At 45.8% G+C, this 21,756-nt stretch carries 14 protein-coding genes and 3 tRNA genes; all 17 read left to right on the top strand.

Features of this window, described 5'->3' with window-relative positions; translation table 11 throughout:
- The first annotated feature begins 71 nt into the window (after nucleotides 1-71).
- Nucleotides 72-154: transfer RNA gene (locus CLV93_RS00175), tRNA-Tyr, on the top strand.
- A 12-nt stretch (nucleotides 155-166) separates the two neighbouring features.
- Nucleotides 167-239: transfer RNA gene (locus CLV93_RS00170), tRNA-Gly, on the top strand.
- Nucleotides 240-247: 8 nt separating this feature from the next.
- Nucleotides 248-319 (top strand) — tRNA-Thr (locus CLV93_RS00165).
- Between the two features lie 63 nt (nucleotides 320-382).
- Nucleotides 383-1,570, top strand: a complete 1,188-nt coding sequence (tuf, locus tag CLV93_RS00160; RefSeq protein ID WP_106540154.1) for an elongation factor Tu — start codon at nucleotides 383-385, stop codon at nucleotides 1,568-1,570.
- Nucleotides 1,571-1,666: 96 nt separating this feature from the next.
- On the top strand, nucleotides 1,667-1,924 hold the full coding sequence (gene secE / locus CLV93_RS00155; RefSeq protein WP_308788916.1) for a preprotein translocase subunit SecE: 258 nt from the start codon (nucleotides 1,667-1,669) through the stop codon (nucleotides 1,922-1,924).
- Between the two features lie 20 nt (nucleotides 1,925-1,944).
- Nucleotides 1,945-2,493: a transcription termination/antitermination protein NusG gene (gene nusG, locus CLV93_RS00150; RefSeq protein WP_106540152.1), complete on the top strand. Its 549-nt coding sequence runs from the start codon at nucleotides 1,945-1,947 to the stop codon at nucleotides 2,491-2,493.
- Between the two features lie 24 nt (nucleotides 2,494-2,517).
- The gene (gene rplK / locus CLV93_RS00145; RefSeq protein ID WP_106540151.1) at nucleotides 2,518-2,961 is read left to right on the top strand and encodes a 50S ribosomal protein L11; all 444 of its coding nucleotides are present in this window, start codon (nucleotides 2,518-2,520) and stop codon (nucleotides 2,959-2,961) included.
- Between the two features lie 16 nt (nucleotides 2,962-2,977).
- Complete coding sequence (rplA, locus tag CLV93_RS00140) at nucleotides 2,978-3,673, top strand: 50S ribosomal protein L1 (protein ID WP_106540150.1); 696 nt, start codon at nucleotides 2,978-2,980, stop codon at nucleotides 3,671-3,673.
- A gap of 16 nt (nucleotides 3,674-3,689) precedes the next feature.
- The gene (gene rplJ, locus CLV93_RS00135; protein WP_106540149.1) at nucleotides 3,690-4,211 is read left to right on the top strand and encodes a 50S ribosomal protein L10; all 522 of its coding nucleotides are present in this window, start codon (nucleotides 3,690-3,692) and stop codon (nucleotides 4,209-4,211) included.
- Nucleotides 4,212-4,270: 59 nt separating this feature from the next.
- Nucleotides 4,271-4,648: a 50S ribosomal protein L7/L12 gene (gene rplL / locus CLV93_RS00130; RefSeq protein WP_106540148.1), complete on the top strand. Its 378-nt coding sequence runs from the start codon at nucleotides 4,271-4,273 to the stop codon at nucleotides 4,646-4,648.
- A gap of 102 nt (nucleotides 4,649-4,750) precedes the next feature.
- On the top strand, nucleotides 4,751-8,563 hold the full coding sequence (gene rpoB / locus CLV93_RS00125; RefSeq protein WP_106540147.1) for a DNA-directed RNA polymerase subunit beta: 3,813 nt from the start codon (nucleotides 4,751-4,753) through the stop codon (nucleotides 8,561-8,563).
- Between the two features lie 104 nt (nucleotides 8,564-8,667).
- A complete protein-coding gene (gene rpoC, locus CLV93_RS00120) occupies nucleotides 8,668-12,945 on the top strand; it encodes a DNA-directed RNA polymerase subunit beta' (RefSeq protein ID WP_106540146.1) in 4,278 nt (1,425 codons plus the stop codon).
- An 11-nt stretch (nucleotides 12,946-12,956) separates the two neighbouring features.
- On the top strand, nucleotides 12,957-13,277 hold the full coding sequence (locus CLV93_RS00115; RefSeq protein ID WP_106540145.1) for a DUF3467 domain-containing protein: 321 nt from the start codon (nucleotides 12,957-12,959) through the stop codon (nucleotides 13,275-13,277).
- A 177-nt stretch (nucleotides 13,278-13,454) separates the two neighbouring features.
- Nucleotides 13,455-13,709: an OadG family protein gene (locus tag CLV93_RS00110; RefSeq protein ID WP_106540144.1), complete on the top strand. Its 255-nt coding sequence runs from the start codon at nucleotides 13,455-13,457 to the stop codon at nucleotides 13,707-13,709.
- An 85-nt stretch (nucleotides 13,710-13,794) separates the two neighbouring features.
- The gene (locus tag CLV93_RS00105; RefSeq protein ID WP_106540143.1) at nucleotides 13,795-15,705 is read left to right on the top strand and encodes a biotin/lipoyl-containing protein; all 1,911 of its coding nucleotides are present in this window, start codon (nucleotides 13,795-13,797) and stop codon (nucleotides 15,703-15,705) included.
- Between the two features lie 19 nt (nucleotides 15,706-15,724).
- Nucleotides 15,725-16,936: a sodium ion-translocating decarboxylase subunit beta gene (locus CLV93_RS00100; RefSeq protein ID WP_106540142.1), complete on the top strand. Its 1,212-nt coding sequence runs from the start codon at nucleotides 15,725-15,727 to the stop codon at nucleotides 16,934-16,936.
- A 241-nt stretch (nucleotides 16,937-17,177) separates the two neighbouring features.
- On the top strand, nucleotides 17,178-21,539 hold the full coding sequence (locus tag CLV93_RS00095; protein WP_106540141.1) for a hybrid sensor histidine kinase/response regulator transcription factor: 4,362 nt from the start codon (nucleotides 17,178-17,180) through the stop codon (nucleotides 21,537-21,539).
- Nucleotides 21,540-21,756 lie beyond the last annotated feature (217 nt).

Raw genomic sequence — 21,756 nt, 5'->3', positions numbered from 1 at the left:
TTCTCTTGTCTTTAAAACGCTCAGTTTATCAGGAAAACAGTACTAAGGTTCATTGGAATTTTTATTGAATTGGGGAGATACCAAAGTGGCCAACTGGGGCAGACTGTAAATCTGCTGGCTTATGCCTTCGTAGGTTCGAATCCTGCTCTCCCCACGTGAAATTTTTGCGGGAGTAGCTCAGCTGATAGAGCATCAGCCTTCCAAGCTGAGGGTCGCGGGTTTGAATCCCGTCTCCCGCTCTAATTTTGCCGATGTAGCTCAGGGGTAGAGCGCTTCCTTGGTAAGGAAGAGGTCACGAGTTCAATTCTCGTCATCGGCTCGTAAAAAGATTAGATGATTAACAAATAGAAAATTTAAAACACACTATCTAATTTTTGGAGTTATGGCTAAAGAACATTACGACAGGTCCAAAGACCACGTGAACATTGGTACCATTGGCCACGTGGACCACGGTAAGACAACACTTACAGCTGCAATCACTAAAGTTTTGGCAAAAAAGGGATTGTCTGAAATAAAAGAATTCGATTCTATTGACAATGCACCTGAAGAAAAAGAGCGTGGTATTACTATTAATACTGCTCACGTAGAGTACCAGACTGAGAACCGTCACTATGCGCACGTTGACTGTCCTGGTCACGCCGACTATGTAAAGAACATGGTAACTGGTGCTGCTCAGATGGACGGAGCTATTCTTGTGGTAGCTGCTACTGATGGTCCTATGCCTCAGACTCGTGAGCACATTCTGTTGGCTCGTCAGGTAAACGTTCCTCGTATCGTTGTTTTCATGAACAAAGTTGACATGGTTGACGATGAGGAATTGCTGGAGCTGGTTGAGATGGAAGTACGCGAACTGCTCGAATTCTACGAATTCGACGGTGACAATACTCCTGTTATTCAGGGTTCTGCTTTGGGTGCACTGAACGGTGAAGAAGAGTGGGAAGAAAAAGTAATGGAACTGATGAATGCAGTTGATACTTGGATTCCGCTGCCTCCGCGTGACATCGACAAAGACTTCCTGATGCCGGTAGAGGACGTATTCTCTATTACTGGTCGTGGAACCGTTGCTACAGGTCGTATCGAAACTGGTGTTGTTCACACTGGTGACGAGCTGCAGATGATTGGTTTGGGTGCTGAAGGTCGTAAGACTGTATGTACCGGAGTTGAGATGTTCCGTAAGATTCTTGATGACGGACAGGCTGGTGATAACGTAGGTTTGTTGCTGCGTGGTGTTGATAAGAAAGAAATCAAGCGTGGTATGATTCTGGCTAAGCCGGGTTCAATCACTCCTCACACCAAGTTCAAAGCTGAGATTTACGTACTGAAGAAAGAAGAAGGTGGTCGTCACACTCCTTTCCACAACAAATACCGTCCGCAGTTCTACCTGCGTACGCTTGACGTAACCGGTGAGATTTCTCTTCCTGAAGGAACTGAAATGGTAATGCCTGGCGACAACGTATCAATTACTGTTGAGCTGATTTACCCGGTAGCATTGAACCTCGGTCTGCGTTTCGCAATCCGCGAAGGTGGTCGTACCGTAGGTGCCGGTCAGGTTACTGAAATTGTAGAGTAATTTGAATGCATAAAGCTTAAACAATAAAGCAGTCCCGGATGTTATGTCCGGGACTGTATTTACAACGGGTAGGCCGGTTTGGGGCAGTTTTTTTTGATGATAAGTTCGACTCTTATTACCCGACAATCTCGTAAAGAGAAACAAAACGAATTAAATTCGGATATGAAGATACAATCTTATTTCTCTGAAGCCTATACCGAGTTGGTGCACAAAGTAACATGGCCAACCTGGAAGGAATTACAGAATAGTGCAGTAGTAGTAATGGTTGCTTCCTTAATAATCGCACTGTTTATATTTTTGATCGATCTCGTTTTCGAGAATGCGATGAAATTTATTTACAGTTTATTCTATTAATTTGATTCTGGAGGACCGTAATGAGTGAAATTCAACGCAAATGGTATGTTCTTCGAACCATCGGAGGAAAAGAAAAGAAGGTAAAAGAATATATCGAAAGTGAAGTTGCGAATGCTGGTCTTCAGGATTACATTTCACAGGTTTTAATCCCGACGGAAAAGGTATATCAAATCCGCAACGGAAAGAAAGTGGCAAAAGAACGCAACTTCTTCCCGGGTTACGTCCTGATTGAAGCAGCATTGGTGGGAGAGATTCCACACATGCTAAAGAATATTACCAATGTGATTGGTTTTCTGGGTGACACGAAGGGCGGCGATCCCGTTCCGATGCGTCAGTCAGAGGTAAACCGGATTCTTGGTAAAGTCGACGAGCTTCAGGAAAGTGGCGAAGGTTTTGAAGTGCCGTTCGTTGTTGGTGAGACCATCAAAGTGACCGACGGACCATTTAACGGTTTCAACGGAATCATTGAAGAAGTCAATGAGGAGAAGAAGAAACTGAAAGTAATGGTGAAGATTTTCGGTCGAAAAACTCCCTTGGAGCTTAGCTTTATGCAAGTAGAAAAGGAGTAACGTAACTTTTTCTAAAAAAACGTTATGGCAAAAGAAGTTGCTGGATTAATTAAATTACAGATTAAAGGTGGTGCAGCTAATCCCTCACCTCCCGTAGGTCCGGCCCTTGGTGCCAAAGGGGTGAACATCATGCAGTTCTGCAAGCAGTTTAATGCCAGAACGCAGGAGCAGGCAGGCAAAGTATTACCGGTAGTAATTACCGTGTATGCCGATAAGTCATTCGACTTTATCGTAAAAACACCGCCTGTAGCAGTTCAGCTTATTGATGCAGCAAAGGTTAAGAAAGGATCTTCGGAGCCTCACGTAAACAAAGTGGGAGAGGTATCATGGGATCAGGTGAAGGAAATTGCCGAAGGCAAAATGACTGACCTGAACTGTTTCACCGTGGAATCGGCGATGCGTATGGTTGCCGGTACCGCTCGGAGTATGGGGATTACCGTAACCGGAGACTCTCCATTTAATAACTAAAAAAGTAAACGTCCAAATGGCAAAAGTTACCAAAAATAAAAAGGCTGCTTTGGAGAAACTCGAAGCCGGGAAAGTCTATACTTTGGAAGAAGCGTCATCGCTGGTGAAAGAAATTACCAGTAGCAAATTCGATGCTTCGGTTGATATAGACGTCCGTCTCGGGGTCGATCCCAGGAAAGCCAACCAAATGGTACGCGGTGTTGTGACTTTGCCCCATGGAACCGGTAAGTCAGTAAAAGTGCTGGCTCTGGTAACTCCTGATAAGGAAGCCGAAGCCAAAGAAGCAGGTGCTGATTATGTTGGTCTGGATGAATACATCGAGAAAATCAAAGGCGGTTGGACCGATGTAGACGTTGTGATCACCATGCCTCCGGTAATGGGAAAAGTAGGTCAGTTGGGTCGTGTTCTTGGACCTCGTGGTCTGATGCCCAATCCCAAAAGTGGAACCGTTACCATGGAAGTTGGTAAGGCTATCCAAGAAGTAAAGATGGGTAAGATCGACTTCAAAGTTGACAAATATGGTATTGTTCATACCTCAGTTGGAAAAGTATCATTCGAATCGGATAAAATCGAGGCGAACATCCGCGAGTTTGTACATACCATTCAGAAATTAAAGCCCGCCGCTGCAAAAGGTACTTATATTAGAAGCATTTATGTTTCGAGTACCATGAGCCCAGGGATTCAGGTTGAACCTAAGTCTTGCTTGGACTAAGTAAAAGATAATTGCGATGAAAAGATCCGAAAAAATAGAGGTTATTGATCAATTAACCGAGCAGATCAATTCATACAGTCATTTTTACTTGGCCGATATAGCTGACCTGGATGCCGAAAAGTCAAGTAACTTACGGCGGTTGTGTCACAAGCGTGAAGTAAAACTGATTGTAGTTAAGAATACGCTGCTCCGTAAAGCCCTCGAGAATTCTGAAAAAGAAACTGAGACGCTTTATGATGTACTGAAAGGAAATACATCCATTCTGTTTAGCAATACTGGTAATGCACCGGCAAAACTCATCAAAGAGTTCGCTAAGGCAAACAAGAAACCTGTATTGAAAGGTGCTTATGTTGAAGAATCAACTTACGTTGGTGCCGATCAGTTGGAAGTATTGGTAAATATCAAATCGAAAGAAGAATTGCTTGCAGACGTTATCGCACTGCTCCAGTCACCGGCCAAGAATCTTATCTCGGCTCTTCAGTCTGGAGGTTCAACAATTTCTGGTGTATTGAAAACATTGGAAGAGCGTAACGCCTAATTATTATTACAATTTAGAGTTAAAAAATTTAATCACTTAATATTTAAATCTCGAGGAAAATGGCAGATCTTAAAAAGCTTGCAGAAGAACTGGTAAATCTGACTGTAAAAGATGTTACTGAACTGGCTGAGATCCTGAAAGAAGAATATGGCATCGAACCTGCAGCTGCTGCTGTAGCCGTTGCTGGTCCTGCTGCTGGTGGCGAAGGTGCCGCTGAAGAAGCTCAAACTGAGTTTGATGTTATCCTGAAAGCTGCTGGTGGTTCAAAATTGGCCGTAGTAAAACTGGTTAAGGAATTAGCTGGTGTAGGTCTGAAGGAAGCCAAAGAATTGGTTGACGGTGCGCCGAAAGCCATCAAAGAAAAAGTCTCGAAAGAAGAAGCAGAATCTCTTAAATCTCAACTTGAAGAAGCTGGAGCTGAAGTTGAACTCAAATAAGACTTTGACCTGTACTTCTGAGGTTATATACGGTTTAGAATCCCGGAAAGGGATTCTAAGCCTTTTTATGTTTATATTTTAGGTTCCTTAATTTGGTCGATAATGTCTTCAAATACTGTAAATCAAAGAATTAGTTTTGCATCTACCAAGAGTAGGTTCGAGTACCCCGACTTTCTGGAGGTGCAGATTAAATCTTTCAAAGAATTTTTCCAGTTGGGAACCTCTCCTGAAGAACGGAAAAACGAAGGATTGAGTAGCGTTTTCCAGGAGAACTTCCCAATAACTGATACCCGAAATAATTTCGTCCTCGAATTTCTCGATTACCAGGTCGATCCGCCCCGATATTCGATTACCGAATGTATCGAGCGTGGGCTCACTTACAGTGTCCCCCTGAAAGCCAAATTAAAGCTTTACTGTACCGATCCCGAGCACGAAGATTTCGATACGGTGGTTCAGGATGTATATCTTGGCACCGTACCATACATGACACCCAGTGGCTCATACGTCATTAACGGTGCTGAAAGGGTAGTTGTATCGCAGCTGCACCGCTCACCAGGCGTATTCTTCGGTCAGAGTGTACATGCTAATGGAACCAAACTTTATTCAGCAAGGATTATTCCTTTTAAAGGTTCCTGGATTGAGTTTGCAACCGACATCAACAATGTGATGTTTGCATACATCGACAGGAAGAAAAAACTACCAGTTACCACCCTTTTGCGTGCGATTGGATACGAGAGCGATAAGGAGATTCTCGAAATCTTCGGTCTCGCTGATGAAGTGAAGGTTTCGAAATCGGGAATTAAAAAGGTTGTTGGTCGTAAACTGGCTGCTCGTGTTCTGAAAACATGGGTAGAGGATTTTGTCGATGAAGATACCGGTGAGGTGGTATCCATCGAACGTAACGAAGTAATCATCGATCGTGAGACGGTTATTCAACCCGAGCACGTTGATGAAATTCTTGATTCGGGTGCAAAAACGATCCTTCTGCACAAGGAAGAGCAGAATGTTGGTGACTATGCCATCATTTACAATACCTTGCAGAAAGACCCGTGTAACTCGGAGAAAGAAGCGGTATTGCACATCTACCGTCAGCTGCGTAACTCTGAGCCGCCGGATGATGCAACCGCACGTGATGTAATCGAAAAATTGTTCTTCTCAGAAGTTCGTTATGACCTGGGAGAAGTAGGACGTTACCGTATTAATAAGAAGCTTGGGCTGAACATTGATATGGATACCCGCGTGCTTACCAAAGAGGACATTATCGAAATCATCAAGTACCTGATAAAACTGGTCAACTCGAAAACTGATGTCGATGATATCGACCACTTGTCGAACCGTCGTGTTCGTACAGTTGGAGAGCAGATGTACAACCAGTTTGGTGTAGGTCTGGCCCGTATGGCGCGTACCATCCGTGAGCGGATGAATGTTCGTGACAACGAGGTATTCACCCCGGTTGACCTGATTAACTCGAAGACTCTTTCTTCGGTTATCAACTCCTTCTTCGGTACCAATGCACTGTCGCAGTTCATGGATCAAACCAACCCGCTGGCCGAAATGACGCACAAGCGTCGTATGTCGGCACTCGGTCCTGGTGGTCTGTCCCGCGAACGCGCCGGTTTCGAGGTTCGTGACGTTCACTATACGCACTATGGTCGCCTGTGTCCGATCGAAACCCCGGAAGGTCCGAACATTGGTCTGATTTCTTCGCTCTGTGTATTTGCGAAGATTACTGACCTCGGATTTATTTCGACTCCTTACCGCAAGGTAGAAACCGGAAAAGTAAGTTTGAGCAACGATGACGTTGTTTACCTGACAGCTGAAGAAGAAGAAGGTAAAATCATCGCTCAGGCAAACGCACCACTGAAAGAAGACGGCGAATTTGTTAACAACCGCATTAAGTCGCGCCTCGACGCCGACTACCCGGTTGCTGGTCCTGAAGAGATCGCTCTGATGGACGTTGGTCCTAACCAGATTGCATCGATTGCTGCATCATTGATTACTTTCCTCGAGCATGATGATGCCAACCGTGCATTGATGGGATCGAACATGATGCGTCAGGCTGTTCCGCTGTTGCGTCCGGAAGCTCCGATTGTTGGAACCGGACTGGAAGGCTACGTAGTTCGTGATGCCCGCGTTCAGATTGCTGCTGAAGGCGATGGTGTTATCGACTATGTTGACGCGAATAAAATCGTTGTTAAATATGATATGACCGATGAGGAGCGCTTTGTGAGCTTCAATTCGGATACGAAAACATATTATCTACAAAAATATCAGAAAACCAACCAGGGTACCTGTGTCGATCTGACACCGATGGTTTTTAAGGGCCAGCGGGTAACGAAAGGCGAACTGATGACTCAGGGCTATGCAACTCAAAAAGGAGAGCTGGCACTGGGACGCAACCTGAAAGTTGCTTTCATGCCCTGGCAGGGATATAACTACGAGGATGCAATTGTGGTTTCTGAGCGGATTGTCCGTGAAGACATCTTCACCTCGGTTCACATCGACGAGTACTCACTCGAAGTACGTGACACCAAACGTGGTGCAGAAGAATTCACTTCCGATATTCCGAACGTAAGTGAAGAAGCTACCCGCAATCTCGATGAAAATGGTCTGATACGCATTGGAGCGAATGTGAAACCCGGCGATATCATGATCGGTAAAATTACTCCGAAAGGAGAGTCCGATCCTTCTCCGGAAGAAAAACTGCTCCGTGCTATCTTCGGTGACAAAGCCGGTGATGTGAAAGATGCTTCGTTGAAAGCTTCTCCTTCACTTCGTGGTGTAGTTATCGATAAGAAGCTTTTCTCCCGCGTGATGAAAGAGAAAAAAGGCAAGATTACCAGCAAGCCTTTGCTCGAACAAATTGACCGCGAGTTTGAAGCTGAAATTGAAAAACTGAACGAAATTCTATACGATAAAATCTTTACCCTTGTTAATGGTAAAACATCGCAGGGTGTAAAAGATTACTTCAATACGGATATCATTCCGAAAGGAACCAAGTTCACCCTGAAACAACTGCAGGTAATCGATTATCTGAACGTGAATCCAAACAAATGGACGACCGATAAGGATAAGAACGATATGATTCGCGACCTTGTGAACAACTACATCATGAAGTACAAGGAAGCGGAAGCTGTTGCCCGTCGTAAGCGTTACAACGTAACCATCGGTGATGAACTTCCAGCCGGAATTCTCCAGCTGGCCAAAGTTTATATCGCTAAAAAGCGGAAACTGCAGATTGGTGATAAGATGGCTGGTCGCCACGGTAACAAAGGTATCGTATCGCGGATTGTCCGCGACGAAGACATGCCGTTCCTGGCCGACGGAACTCCGGTAGATATCGTATTGAACCCGCTGGGTGTACCATCACGTATGAACCTGGGACAGATTTACGAAACCGTTCTGGGATGGGCCGGAAAAGAACTGGGACTGACATTTGCCACTCCTATCTTTGATGGTGCATCGCTGGAAGAAATTTCGGAATATACCGATAAAGCTGGTGTACCACGCTTCGGTAAAACTGTTCTGCATGATGGCGAAACCGGTGAACCATTCGACCAGCCGGCAACTGTAGGTGTTATCTACATGCTGAAACTGGGCCACATGGTTGAAGATAAGATGCACGCCCGTTCAATCGGTCCGTACTCACTCATTACGCAGCAGCCGCTTGGTGGTAAAGCACAGTTTGGTGGTCAGCGTTTTGGAGAGATGGAGGTTTGGGCACTCGAAGCATTCGGTGCATCACACATCCTGCAGGAAATTCTGACGGTGAAATCCGACGACGTCATCGGAAGGGCAAAAGCCTACGAAGCCATTGTAAAAGGCGATCCGATGCCAAGTCCGGGTATTCCCGAATCGTTGAATGTATTGTTGCACGAACTCAGGGGACTCGGATTGAGCGTAAACCTCGAGTAGTAGAATATTAAGCTTTGGGTAAACCGGGTGTGTTTCACATGCCCGGTATTCCCGAAGCACCATACTTCAGATATTGTATTCTTTACAAACTCTTTCGATAAATTATGGCATTCAGACGAGACAACAAGGTCAAAAGTAACTTCTCGAAAATCACCATCAGTTTGGCGTCTCCGGAAGAAATTCTGGAACGTTCACACGGGGAAGTACTGAAGCCAGAGACGATTAATTACCGCACCTATAAGCCCGAGCGTGACGGTCTTTTCTGTGAAAGGATCTTCGGGCCTGTAAAAGACTATGAATGTCATTGCGGGAAATACAAACGCATCCGTTACCGCGGTATCGTTTGTGACCGATGCGGTGTGGAAGTGACAGAAAAGAAAGTACGTCGTGAGCGCATGGGACACATCTCACTGGTGGTTCCGGTAGCCCACATCTGGTATTTTAAATCACTTCCGAACAAAATCGGTTACCTGCTTGGTTTGCCAACCAAGAAACTCGATTCCATCATTTACTACGAACGCTACGTGGTTATCAACCCGGGTATCAAACGTAATGATGGTGTAAAATATCTCGATTTCCTTACGGAAGAAGAATATCTCGATATTATCGAGACTTTGCCGAAGGAAAATCAGGGACTGGATGATGATCATCCGGACAAATTCATCGCTGATATGGGCGCCGAAGGACTATACCGTCTGCTCGAGCGTCTGGATCTGGATGAAATGTCGTACGATCTTCGCCACAAAGCCAACACCGAAACTTCGCAGCAGCGGAAAAACGAGGCGTTGAAACGCCTGCAGGTAGTTGAAGCTTTCCGTGCGTCGAAAGGCCGTAACCGTCCGGAGTGGATGATCGTGAAAGTAGTTCCGGTTATTCCGCCGGATCTGCGTCCGTTGGTTCCGTTGGATGGTGGACGTTTCGCCACTTCCGATCTGAACGACCTGTATCGTCGGGTTATCATCCGTAACAACCGTTTGAAACGACTGATTGAAATCAAAGCTCCCGAAGTGATTCTCCGTAACGAGAAACGTATGCTTCAGGAAGCTGTTGATTCACTCTTCGATAACAGCCGTAAGTCCAACGCAGTGAAAACGGATAACAACCGTGCACTGAAATCACTTTCCGACTCGCTGAAAGGTAAGCAGGGACGTTTCCGTCAGAACCTTCTCGGTAAACGTGTCGATTACTCTGCCCGTTCGGTAATTGTGGTTGGACCGACACTTCGCATCCACGAATGTGGTATTCCGAAGGATATGGCTGCCGAGCTTTACAAACCGTTCATCATTCGTAAACTGATTGAGCGCGGTATTGTAAAGACCGTTAAATCAGCGAAGAAAATTGTCGACCGGAAAGACCCGGTTATCTGGGATATTCTGGAGAACGTGATGAAAGGACATCCGGTTATGCTGAACCGTGCTCCTACGCTTCACCGACTCTCTATCCAGGCATTCCAGCCGGTACTGGTCGAAGGTAAAGCTATCCGTCTGCACCCGTTGGTATGTACCGGTTTTAACGCCGACTTCGACGGTGACCAGATGGCTGTTCACCTTCCGTTGGGTAATGCCGCCATTCTGGAGGCTCAGTTGCTGATGTTGTCATCGCACAACCTGCTGAACCCGGCCAACGGTGCTCCTATTACCGTTCCTTCTCAGGATATGGTATTGGGTCTGTACTACATGACCAAACCACGGAAAGGTGCCCGGGGCGAAGGCTTGACTTTCTACTCTCCGGAAGAAGCAATTATTGCACACAACGAAGGCAAAGCCGAAATACACGCAATTGTCAACTGTAAAGTAACCGACCTCGATGATAACGGTGAACTGACCGAGACGATGATTGAGACGACTGTTGGTCGAATCATCTTCAACGAGCTCGTGCCGAAAGAAGCCGGTTATATCAACAAGTTGTTGACCAAAAAGGCATTGCGCGAAATTATTTCATTGATCCTGAAACGTACCAGTAACGCTGTTACCGCTCAGTTCCTCGATGATATCAAGCACACAGGTTATAAGATGGCATACCGTGGAGGTTTGTCATTCAACCTTGATGATGTGATCATTCCTGATGAAAAATCAGATATGGTTGCCGAAGGTTATGCCGAAGTTGAAGAGGTGATGGCCAACTACAACATGGGTTTCATTACCAACAACGAGCGTTACAACCAGGTGATTGATATCTGGACACACGTTAACGCCAAGTTGACGCAGAATGTAATGCAAACGTTGAGCACCGACAAACAGGGGTTCAACTCGATTTACATGATGCTTGACTCGGGAGCCCGTGGTTCGAAAGAGCAGATTCGTCAGCTGTGTGGTATGCGTGGATTGATGGCGAAACCTCAGAAGTCTGGTTCAACAGGTGCTCAGATTATTGAGAACCCGATTTTGGCCAACTTTAAGGAGGGACTTTCGGTACTGGAGTACTTTATTTCTACTCACGGTGCTCGTAAAGGTTTGGCCGATACCGCGCTGAAAACCGCCGATGCTGGTTATTTGACCCGTCGTTTGGTTGACGTTGCGCAGGATGTGATTATTTCAGAAAGTGATTGTGGTACATTGCGTGGATTGGTAGCCAGCGCTATTAAAAACAACGAAGAAATCGTTGCATCGCTGTATGAACGTATTTTGGGTCGTACCACTGTTCATGATATTTACCACCCGATGACCGGTGCTCTAATCATCCGTTCGGGAGAGGAAATTACAGAAGAGATAGCGAAAGTTATCGACGAGTCACCCATCGAGCGCGTAGAAATTCGTTCGGTATTGACCTGTGAATCTGAAGTGGGTGTTTGTGCCAAATGTTATGGCCGCAACCTGGCTACAGGTAACATGGTTTCTGCTGGTGAGTCGGTTGGTGTAATTGCTGCCCAGTCGATTGGTGAGCCGGGTACTCAGTTGACGCTGCGTACCTTCCACGTGGGTGGTATTGCCGGTAACGTTTCGTCACAGTCTACTGTGGTGGCCCGTTACGATGGTATCGCACAGTTCGAAGAACTACGTTCGGTTGAATGGACCGATGATGCCGGTGACGACATGGATATCGTTGTCAGCCGTCTGGCCGAGTTGAAGATTGTTGACAAGAATACGGGTATTCCGTTGTCGACACATGCACTGCCCTACGGTTCTAAACTTTACGTGAAAGAAGGCGAGCCTATTACCAAGGATAGTAAACTTTGTGAATGGGACCCGTATAACGGTGTAATTATTACCGAATTCAAAGGTCGCGTTTCATACCAGGATTTGATTGATGGAATTACCTATCGTGAAGAATCCGACGAGCAGACCGGATATAAGGAGAAAGTAATCGTTGAAACCCGAGATAAAACCAAGAACCCGACCCTGCGTATTCTCGATGAGAATGGCGAGGTGTTGCGTTCGTACAACCTTCCGGTAGGAGGTCACTTGAGTGTTGACGAAGGTGCTACCGTGAAAGCGGGTGATGTGTTGATGAAGATTCCGCGTGCTTCAGGTAAAGCGGGCGATATTACCGGTGGTTTGCCGAGGGTAACCGAGCTCTTCGAGGCACGTAATCCTTCGAACCCCGCCGTTGTTTCTGAAATCGATGGTGAAGTATCGTTGGGCAAAATCAAGCGTGGTAACCGCGAGATTATCATCACTTCGCGCGTAGGCGACGTGAAGAAATACCTGGTTCCGCTGTCTCGTCAGATCTTGGTTCAGGAGAACGACTACGTTCGTGCAGGTACACCGCTTTCTGATGGTGCTACTACGCCGGCAGACATTTTGAGGATTAAAGGTCCGACCGAAGTTCAGGAATACATCGTGAACGAAGTACAGGATGTTTATCGTATGCAGGGTGTGAAGATCAACGATAAGCACTTTGAAGTAATTGTTCGTCAGATGATGCGCAAAGTCGATATCGATGATCCGGGAGATACCCGCTTCCTCGAAAAACAAATTGTCGATAAGAGCGAGTTCAACCAGGAAAACGACTGGATTTACGACAAAATGGTTGTAAACGATCCGGGTGATTCAGAAACGCTGCGTCCGGGACAGATTATCACTGCCCGTCGTTTGCGCGATGAAAACTCGCAACTGAAACGTCGCGATAAAAAGGTTGTGGAAGCACGTCCGGCTGTACCAGCTACTTCAAACCAGGTACTCCAGGGAATTACCCGTGCAGCACTGCAAACCAAATCGTGGATGTCAGCTGCGTCGTTCCAGGAAACGACCAAGGTATTGAACGAAGCCGCTATCAACGGTAAAGTCGATTACCTCGAAGGTTTGAAAGAGAACGTCATCTGCGGACACCTCATCCCGGCTGGTACCGGTAAGCGCGAATACCGCAACCTGGTAGTTGGTTCACGTGAGGAGTACGATCGTTTGGTAGACATCAAGGCATCTGAAAATGTAGATGCTGAATAAAGTGTATTACCATGAATGAAGATAAAAATCAACAAAATCAGTTGAACATCGAATTGAGTGATGAAGTAGGCCAGGGAACATTTTCCAATCTGGCCATCATCACCCATTCACCTACCGAGTTTATTGTGGATTTTATCCGGGTAATGCCGGGACTTCCCAAGGCCAAGGTGAAATCGAGGGTAATTCTTACCCCCGAGCACGCCAAAAGGCTGATGAAGGCTTTGCAGGATAATATTCAGAAGTATGAGTCGCTTCATGGCCCCATCAAGAATATTGCTGAAGGTCACGAGCCGGGCATACCGATGAATTTCGGTCCCAAAGGTGAAGCTTAACTGATTAATTGATACAGAATATTAAAGGCCCTTCCGAATCGGAAGGGCTTTTTTTGTTTGAACGAAAAGTGAATTTTGGCGCCACTATTTAGTTTCATTTTGAATGTTTTAATCACTAAAATTGGCCTTCGTGGGAAAACTTTTATATAAAAATGTAAAACATTAAATATCTAGATTATGAGTGGTGAATATGCTTTGGCATTTAAGCTTCTTGGAGTAGGTATGATCACTGTTTTTCTGATTCTTTTCCTCGTCGTCGTTTTCGGGAATGTAATTATCCGCTTGGTTAACAAATATTTTCCGGAAGCAGAAAAGGTCTTACCATCCAATACGGGCGAAGGAATTAGTCGAAAGAAACTGGCAGCCATCACTGCCGCAGTGAACATCGCCACCAAGGGCAAAGGAAAAATTACCAATATCGAAAAACTTTGACTTGACTGACACCCACGCCAGCCCAAGCCAATAAACCTTTAAAACAATAAAACAACTGTGCCGATTCGGCAAAAAGAATTTAACTATGAAGCGAAAAATCAAATTTTCACTGTTGTACCGTGATATGTGGCAGTCGTCGGGGAAATATGTTCCCCGGGTGGATCAGTTGATGAAGGTAGCTCCGCATATCGTCAATATGGGATGTTTTGCACGAGTAGAGACCAACGGTGGTGGGTTTGAGCAAATCAATCTCCTTTTTGGTGAAAATCCGAATAAATCAGTCCGTGAGTGGACGCAGCCTTTCAACGATGCAGGAATCCAAACCCATATGCTCGAGCGTGCCCTGAACGGCATACGAATGAGCCCCGTCCCGGCTGATGTGCGTCGCCTGATGTTCAAGGTGAAGAAAAAGCAGGGAACCGATATTGCCCGCTCATTTTGTGGATTAAATGATCCGCGTAACATTAAAGATTCCATTAAATATGCCAAAGAAGGCGGAATGATTGCTCAGGCAGCACTTTCGCTTACTTACTCCGATGTTCATACGGTGGACTACTACGTCAACCTGGCGGATGATTTAATTCAGGCAGGAGCCGATGAAATCTGTCTGAAAGACATGGCAGGCGTTGGGCGCCCGGCATGGTTGGGGAAAATTACCGCCGGGATCAAGGAAAAACACCCCGAAATTATCATTGAATACCACGGACATACTACTCCGGGTTTCACCATGGCTTCCATCCTGGAAGTAGCTCGCGCAGGAGCAGATATCATCGACGTAGGCATGGAGCCGCTTTCGTGGGGAACAGGACATGCCGACCTGCTTTCTGTTCATGAAATGTTGAAGGACGACGGCTTTGATGTGCCGAATATCAACATGACTGAGTACATGAAGGTGCGCAGCCTGACACAGGAATTCATCGACGATTTTCTGGGGTATTATATTACTCCGCGCAACCGCTACATCAACTCTCTGTTGATTGGTCCCGGTCTTCCCGGCGGAATGATGGGGAGTTTGATGGCAGACCTGGAAAATAACCTGGCCAGTCTGAACAAATGGAAAGCCAAACGCAATCAACCACAACTTTCGCAGGACGATTTGCTTATCAAGCTTTTCGATGAAGTGAAGTACATCTGGCCCAAACTGGGATATCCGCCACTGGTGACTCCTTTTAGCCAGTATGTGAAGAATCTGGCGCTGATGAATGTAATGCAGATGGAGAAAGGCAAAGAGCGCTGGTCGATGATTGCCGACAACATCTGGGACATGATTTTGGGTTACTCCGGAAAACTGCCTGGAGAATTGGCTCCGGAACTTGCCCAACTTGCCAAAGAAGCGGGCAAAGAGTTTTATACCGGACATCCGCAAGATCCGTATCCGGATGCTCTCGATTCTTTCCGCAAGGAAATGGACGAAAAAGGTTGGGACTACGGTCAGGATGACGAAGAATTGCTTGAACTGGCGATGCATCCCGAACAGTACAGAGCATACAAATCAGGCGAAGCCAAAAAGGCATTTAATGAAGATTTAGTGAAGCGCAAAGCGGAAGGCAGTGGAGTGAACACCAGGTCTGAATCTGCTGCACCAGCAGCTCCGGCTCCGGTCGCATCGGGCGATTTTGCGCCAACTTCCATGAATATCAATGTTGACGGAGAGAATTTCAAAGTAACGGTTTCTTACGGCGATGAGCAACCAGTCGCTGAAGTACCTGCTGCTACTGCAGCTACAAATAACCAGCCTGCTGCGAAACCTGCCGTTGATGGAAAAGTTAGGGAGATTCTGGCTCCGTTGGAAGGTAAGTTTTACTTAACGAAAGATTCCTCTGAAACGGGCATCAAGGTAGGTGATACCATTAGTGCCGGTGATTTGGTGGGATATGTCGAGGCCATGAAAACATACAACGCCATAAAAGCCGATGCTGGCGGACAGGTCGTGGAACTTGTTCAAAACAGTGGCAGTGATGTGGAAGAGGATGATGTACTGGTCCGGATTAAGTAAGGCCTGAAACCTGATTAACATGGAAATTTTAAAAAGTCTGTATCGAATGACCGCGTTCCAGGCGATCTTCGAGCACCCTGCTGTATTGCTGATGTTGCTCATTGGCTCGGTGCTCCTGTACCTCGGAATCCGGAAAAAATACGAACCCTTACTGCTCATTCCAATTGCTTTTGGTATCATTCTGGCAAACCTTCCCGGTGGCCAGATGGGCGTTGTGCCTGGCGAAAGCATTGAGTTGGGACACGAGCACTATATGAACCTGTTCGAGATTGCCCACAAGTTTGGCATCATGAACTTTCTGTATTACGCATTGATTAAAACCGGCTTGTTACCGCCACTGATTTTTATGGGAGTGGGAGCATTGACTGATTTTGGTCCGATGCTGCGAAATCTGCGACTGGCATTTTTCGGCGCTGCAGCACAGATTGGCATTTTCACCGTTTTTCTGGCAGCCATTTCGCTCGGTTTTACGCCTCGTGAAGCCGGTTCGCTCGGAATTATTGGTGGTGCCGATGGTCCGACTGCCATTTACACAACCATCAAACTGGCTCCTCATTTGCTGGGACCGATCGCTATCGCGGCTTATTCCTATATGTCGCTGGTACCGGTGATTATCCCAATGGTTGTAAGAGGTCTGGTTTCGAAGAATGAGTTAAAGATTAACATGAAAGAGCAGGACAAATTGTTCCCGCCGAAGCATAAGATCAAAAATCTGAAGTTGGTGAAAATCCTGTTTCCGATTTCGATGATCATCGTGATTGCTATTCTGGTGCCGACAGCAACTCCGCTTTTGGGGATGTTGTTCTTCGGCAACCTGGTGAAGGAAATAGGAAGCACGGTGGGGCGGCTGACCGATGCGGCCACCACAACCATCATGAACTCGGCTACCATTTTTCTGGGCCTGACCGTAGGCGCAACCATGACAGCCAAAGTATTTCTGGAACCCAAAACGTTGGGAATTATCGTTGGCGGTTTTCTGGCATTCGCTATTTCCATCGCTGGAGGTATCGTGGCAGTGAAGCTGTACAATGTGTTCTCCAAAAAGAAAATCAATCCGCTGGTGGGAGCTACCGGATTGAGCGCAGTCCCAATGGCATCGCGCGTGGCGAACGAAATTGCCTTGAAGCATGATTCGGGTAATCATATTTTGCAATACTGCATGGCCAGTAATATTTCGGGAGTTATCGGTTCGGCCGTTGCTGCCGGTGTGTTGATGACATTTCTGGCCTGATAACTAAATAAAACTGAATTTCAGCCATCCTTCAGCATTGAGGGATGGCTTTTTTATGTTTGAGTCCTGACCGTTTGACCACCCGATGAATGCTTGTAGTATCATAAAAAATCGACGAAGATAATAAAAGGTGTCAAAAATACACTTGTAATCGGACTGTAGTTTTTATATTTTAAAACAGGCTGCGTGTGAAAGACCTTCTGGTGAAATGGTAGGGGCTTTGTGTTATATTTGACAACAGATGATTACAAGGAAATCGACGATATGGTCATTGGGTCTGCTTTTCATTCTGCTTCTGTTTGATGGTGGAAAAACTGTGGCGGCACAGAACGTTGACTATAAATTTCAGTTTTTAACAGCGAACGATGGTTTGCCTCAAAATACTGTCGATTACATTCTGAAAGACAAGCGGGGATTCATGTGGTTCGGTACATGGAATGGGCTGTGCCGATACGATGGATACAGTTTCAAAACCTACCGGAAGGAATCGGAGCCGGCTGGCTTGCCCGATAACTTTGTCCAGGCGCTCTGCGAAGATGAAAAAGGAGATATTTGGGTGGGAACCCGGAATGGCCTTGCACATTATCTTTTCAGTCATGACCAGTTTTACACGCCCCATAACATCGCATCTACTTTTAGCAATTATTCCATAAGTCACCTGGCGTTCGACCAGCAGAATCGTCTTTGGGTGGCAACAGCAAGTCACGGCGTTTGGTACATCCGCTTTTCAGCTACCGATACAACAGCGTATCAGCTGGACAATGATTTATTGCCCAATCGTCATACCAATGAGATCAACATTTATCAGGATCTTGCACTGGTAGGCACGAGCGAGGGGCTGGCCGTAATCAATTTGAAAACATTGCAAGATTCCCCAAAATACAAGCAAATCAGGAATGCTGTTCAGGGAGTGAGTATCTCCAGTGTTTTCGTCGATTCGAATGATAATATTTGGGTGGGAAGCGACACCGGCTTGTATGAATACGATGCTTCGGAAGATCGTGTTTATTACTATTCCGACCAGGTGAATGATCCGACGGACCTGAATCACCTCAGGGTTACTGCTATCGAGGAAGACAAACTGGGGAATATTATCGTCGGAACGCTCGGCGGGTTGAATTATTTTGAGCCTGCTACTCATACATTTGCCCACTTGAGTGGAAATGCCGAGAAGAATGAGAACCTGAACAATCCGTTTGTGAACAGCATTTTAACGGATGATGAAGGCGACGTTTGGATTGGCACCGATAAGGGGGGAGTAAACTATTACAATGTTTATCAGAAGCCTTTTCACTCGATGGTAAATGATCCTGCTAACCCTAACAGCTTAAGTCACAATACCATCAATTCGATATTGAAAGAAAAGAATGTGCTGTGGGTAGGAACTGCAGGAGGTGGACTGAACCGGGTAACGGATAACGGAAAGAAGGTTGAACGCTTCGAGTTCGATGTAAACGATCCGGGATCGATTGGAAGTAATTTTGTCACTTCCATTTTCCGGAACAGTCGGCACCAGCTATGGATGGGAACCTGGGGAGGCGGTTTGAACCGGTTGGTCTCGTTGAGTCAAGGGAAATTTCAAACGTTCCGTCACAATGATACCAATTCACAGAGCATATGTTCCGATTTCATTTCATCGATTACCGAACTGGACCAGAACAGACTGCTGCTGGGAACACTGGGCGGATTGGATATTCTCAACCTAAACAATGACGTATTTGCCCATGTCCACGACAAGATGAACCTAACGGAACCGTTGCAGGTTGGTTGCATTCTGGTGGACCACCATAAGCGCCTTTGGATTGGCACACGAAACGGACTTTACCGGATAGATACCAGTCAGCTGGATAACATTGCTCAACTCGATTCCATCCGTTACCAGGTTTACTTTAATGAACCGGGTGACTCTCTTTCCCTTCCGGGGAATTATGTGATTTCGTTGCATGAATCCAGGAATGGAACCATCTGGATTGGAACCTACGGCGATGGCATCTGTAAGTATATCGATGAGGGGAACGGAAAAGGGCACTTTGTTCATTTTAACGAAAAGAACGGACTTTGCAACAACGTGGCTTATGCCATTGAAGAGGATCTTCAGGGAAACCTGTGGATTAGTACCGATAAAGGGTTGTCGAAGTTCAATCCGAATACGGATGAATTCCAGAACTTTTTTGTAAAGGATGGATTGTTGAGCGACCAGTTCTATTGGTCTGCTTCCGACGCAGATGCCCAGGGCAATCTGTATTTTGGCGGCATTGCCGGATTGAATTATTTCAACGCGGCGGATATTGAATTATACCGAGAATCGACCACCCCAACTTTTACAAATTTCTCGGTGTTCAACACGCCGGTTAAGATTGGGCAAAAATACCACTCGAACATTATTCTGAAGAAGTCAATCTCGGAAACAAAACAGGTGGAGCTGTCATACAAAGACGCGGTCTTCTCCATTGAGTTTTCCGCGCTCGATTATTTCCTTCCTGAAAAGATAAAATATGCCTACAAAATGGAAGGTGTCGATCAGGATTGGGTGGAGGTGCCGGCTACCCGTCGGTTTGCGAACTACACCAATTTGTCGGGAGGTGTTTACACGTTCAAGGTCAAGGCAACCAATAGCGATGGCATTTGGTCCGATAAACCGGCAGAACTGAAAATCATCGTTCATCCTCCTTTTTACGATACGGCCTGGTTCCGAGTGTTGTTCATTGTATTTGTGATTTTCATGGTGATGGCGTACATACGCTATCGCACCCGTTTCCTCAAAGAACAAAAGCGGAAACTCGAGCTTCAGGTGAAAGAGCGGACCGAGAAAATTGAGGAACAGAAAGAAACCCTTCGTCATCAGGCAGACAACCTGCGACATATTAATCAGGAATTGGGTGAACGGCAGAAACTGATTGAGGGACAGAAGCAGGCACTGGAAAAACAGAACAAAAAAATTGGACAACAGCGTGACGAATTGATCGCGTTGAACGAGAAGGTGAAACTGGTCAATCAGCTCCGGCTACGTTTTTTTACCAATATATCGCACGAATTCAGAACGCCGTTGACTTTAATAATCGATCCAGTTGAGGAGTTGATGAAGACCCTGAAAGGGGATAAGAAAACGTTGCATACATTGAAGATTGTTAATCGGAATGCGCAACGCTTACTGCATCTCATCAATCAGCTTATCTATTTCCGGCGAATAGAGTCGGGTAAGATGGATCTCCGGGTAAGTAAGGGAAATCTACACGAATTTTTATTCCAGATATTTGAGTCTTTCCAGGATTTGGCCCAGCATCAGCAAGTGGATTATGTGTTCGATTCTAAAAAGGCTCCCGCAGAGACCTGGTTCGATGGAGAAAAGCTGGAGAACATTTTGTACAATCTGCTTTCGAATGCCTTTAAAAACACTCCGCCCAAAGGAAACATCAAAATGGAGGTCAGCTTTGTGCATGAAAAAGCGACCGGTGATTTTCCTATTCCGTACGTTAGCATTAAGGTGGTTGATACAGGAAAAGGAATCGACAAAGAGCATTTGCCGTTTATTTTCGAACGTTTTTACAAGGTTAGTGAAGAGAAAGGCGCGAACCTGAAAAGTTCCGGAATCGGGTTGGCACTGACGTTCGAACTGGTCCAGGCCCTTCACGGCGAAATTAAAGTGGAAAGCGAAAAAGGAAGTGGAACCAGTTTCGAAGTTTTATTACCCTACACGGAAGATCGGTTTGAGGAGAAGGAGCTGGATCAAACAGCTGTTCCGATGGAGGTGAATTTGCAGGGAAAAGTGGATGTGCTGGCTCAGAACATAAACTATGATGCTGTTGAGGAAGATTTGGACGCGACGGTGGAAGATGAGGAAGCCAAATCGAAGCCATTGGTTCTGATTGTGGAAGACAATTTTGATTTGCGCACGTTCCTTACTCAAACATTGAGAAATGATTACCGAATCATTGGAGCCGGAAACGGAGACGAAGGTTTCGCATTGGCAAAAAAATATTCGCCGGAATTAATCATTAGTGACGTGATGATGCCGGTTATGGATGGTATCGAGTTGTGCAGTCGTTTGAAGAGGGAAATTCAAACGAGTCACATTCCTGTGATATTACTGACTGCTAAGACAATGGTTGAAAACCTGGTTGAAGGCTTGGAGACCGGAGCAGATGATTACATACCAAAACCTTTTAATCTGCAGGTTTTACAGGCCCGAATGAAAAACCTGATAGAAGGTCGCAGGAAATTGAAGAAAATGTTCAGCACAACACATGAAGCTACGGTGAATGAAATTGCCAGCAATCCGTTGGATAAAGAATTCCTGAACAGGGCTTACGATGTTTTAGAAAAGAAGTATACCGAGCCGGAGTTTTCTGCAGCTCAGTTTGCCGGCGAAATGTTTGTCAGTCGCAGTCTGTTGTACAAAAAACTCAAGGCGCTGACCGATCAGAATATTACCGATTTCATCAATTCCTACAAACTGAAAAAAGCGGTGGAAATGATCCGGCAAAGTAACGAACCGATCTCAGATATTGCTTTTCGGGTTGGATTTAACGACCCCAAATACTTCAGCCGCATCTTTCGAAAATTCTATGGGATGAGTCCTTCAGAATTTCAAGCTAAAAAATAAGTGTTTGATTTACATCTTGTTTGTGTTTGTTCGTTTAGGAGTGCACGAATGAATTCCTGTTTTGTCCACTTCAAATATCCTTTCGTCCTCATTAAGCACACTTCCTTAATCTATTTTTACCCTACTTAATTAAACGATTCAAACCAATCCTATGATGAAACTGAAAGCTGTTGTTACGCACCTGCTTTTTGCTTCTGCAGGTCTGCTATTTCGGCTA

It is taken from the genome of Prolixibacter denitrificans (assembly GCF_003014495.1).
In the GTDB taxonomy this organism is placed as follows: Bacteria; Bacteroidota; Bacteroidia; order Bacteroidales; family Prolixibacteraceae; genus Prolixibacter; species Prolixibacter denitrificans.
This window is presented reverse-complemented; position numbering and strand designations above follow the sequence as displayed.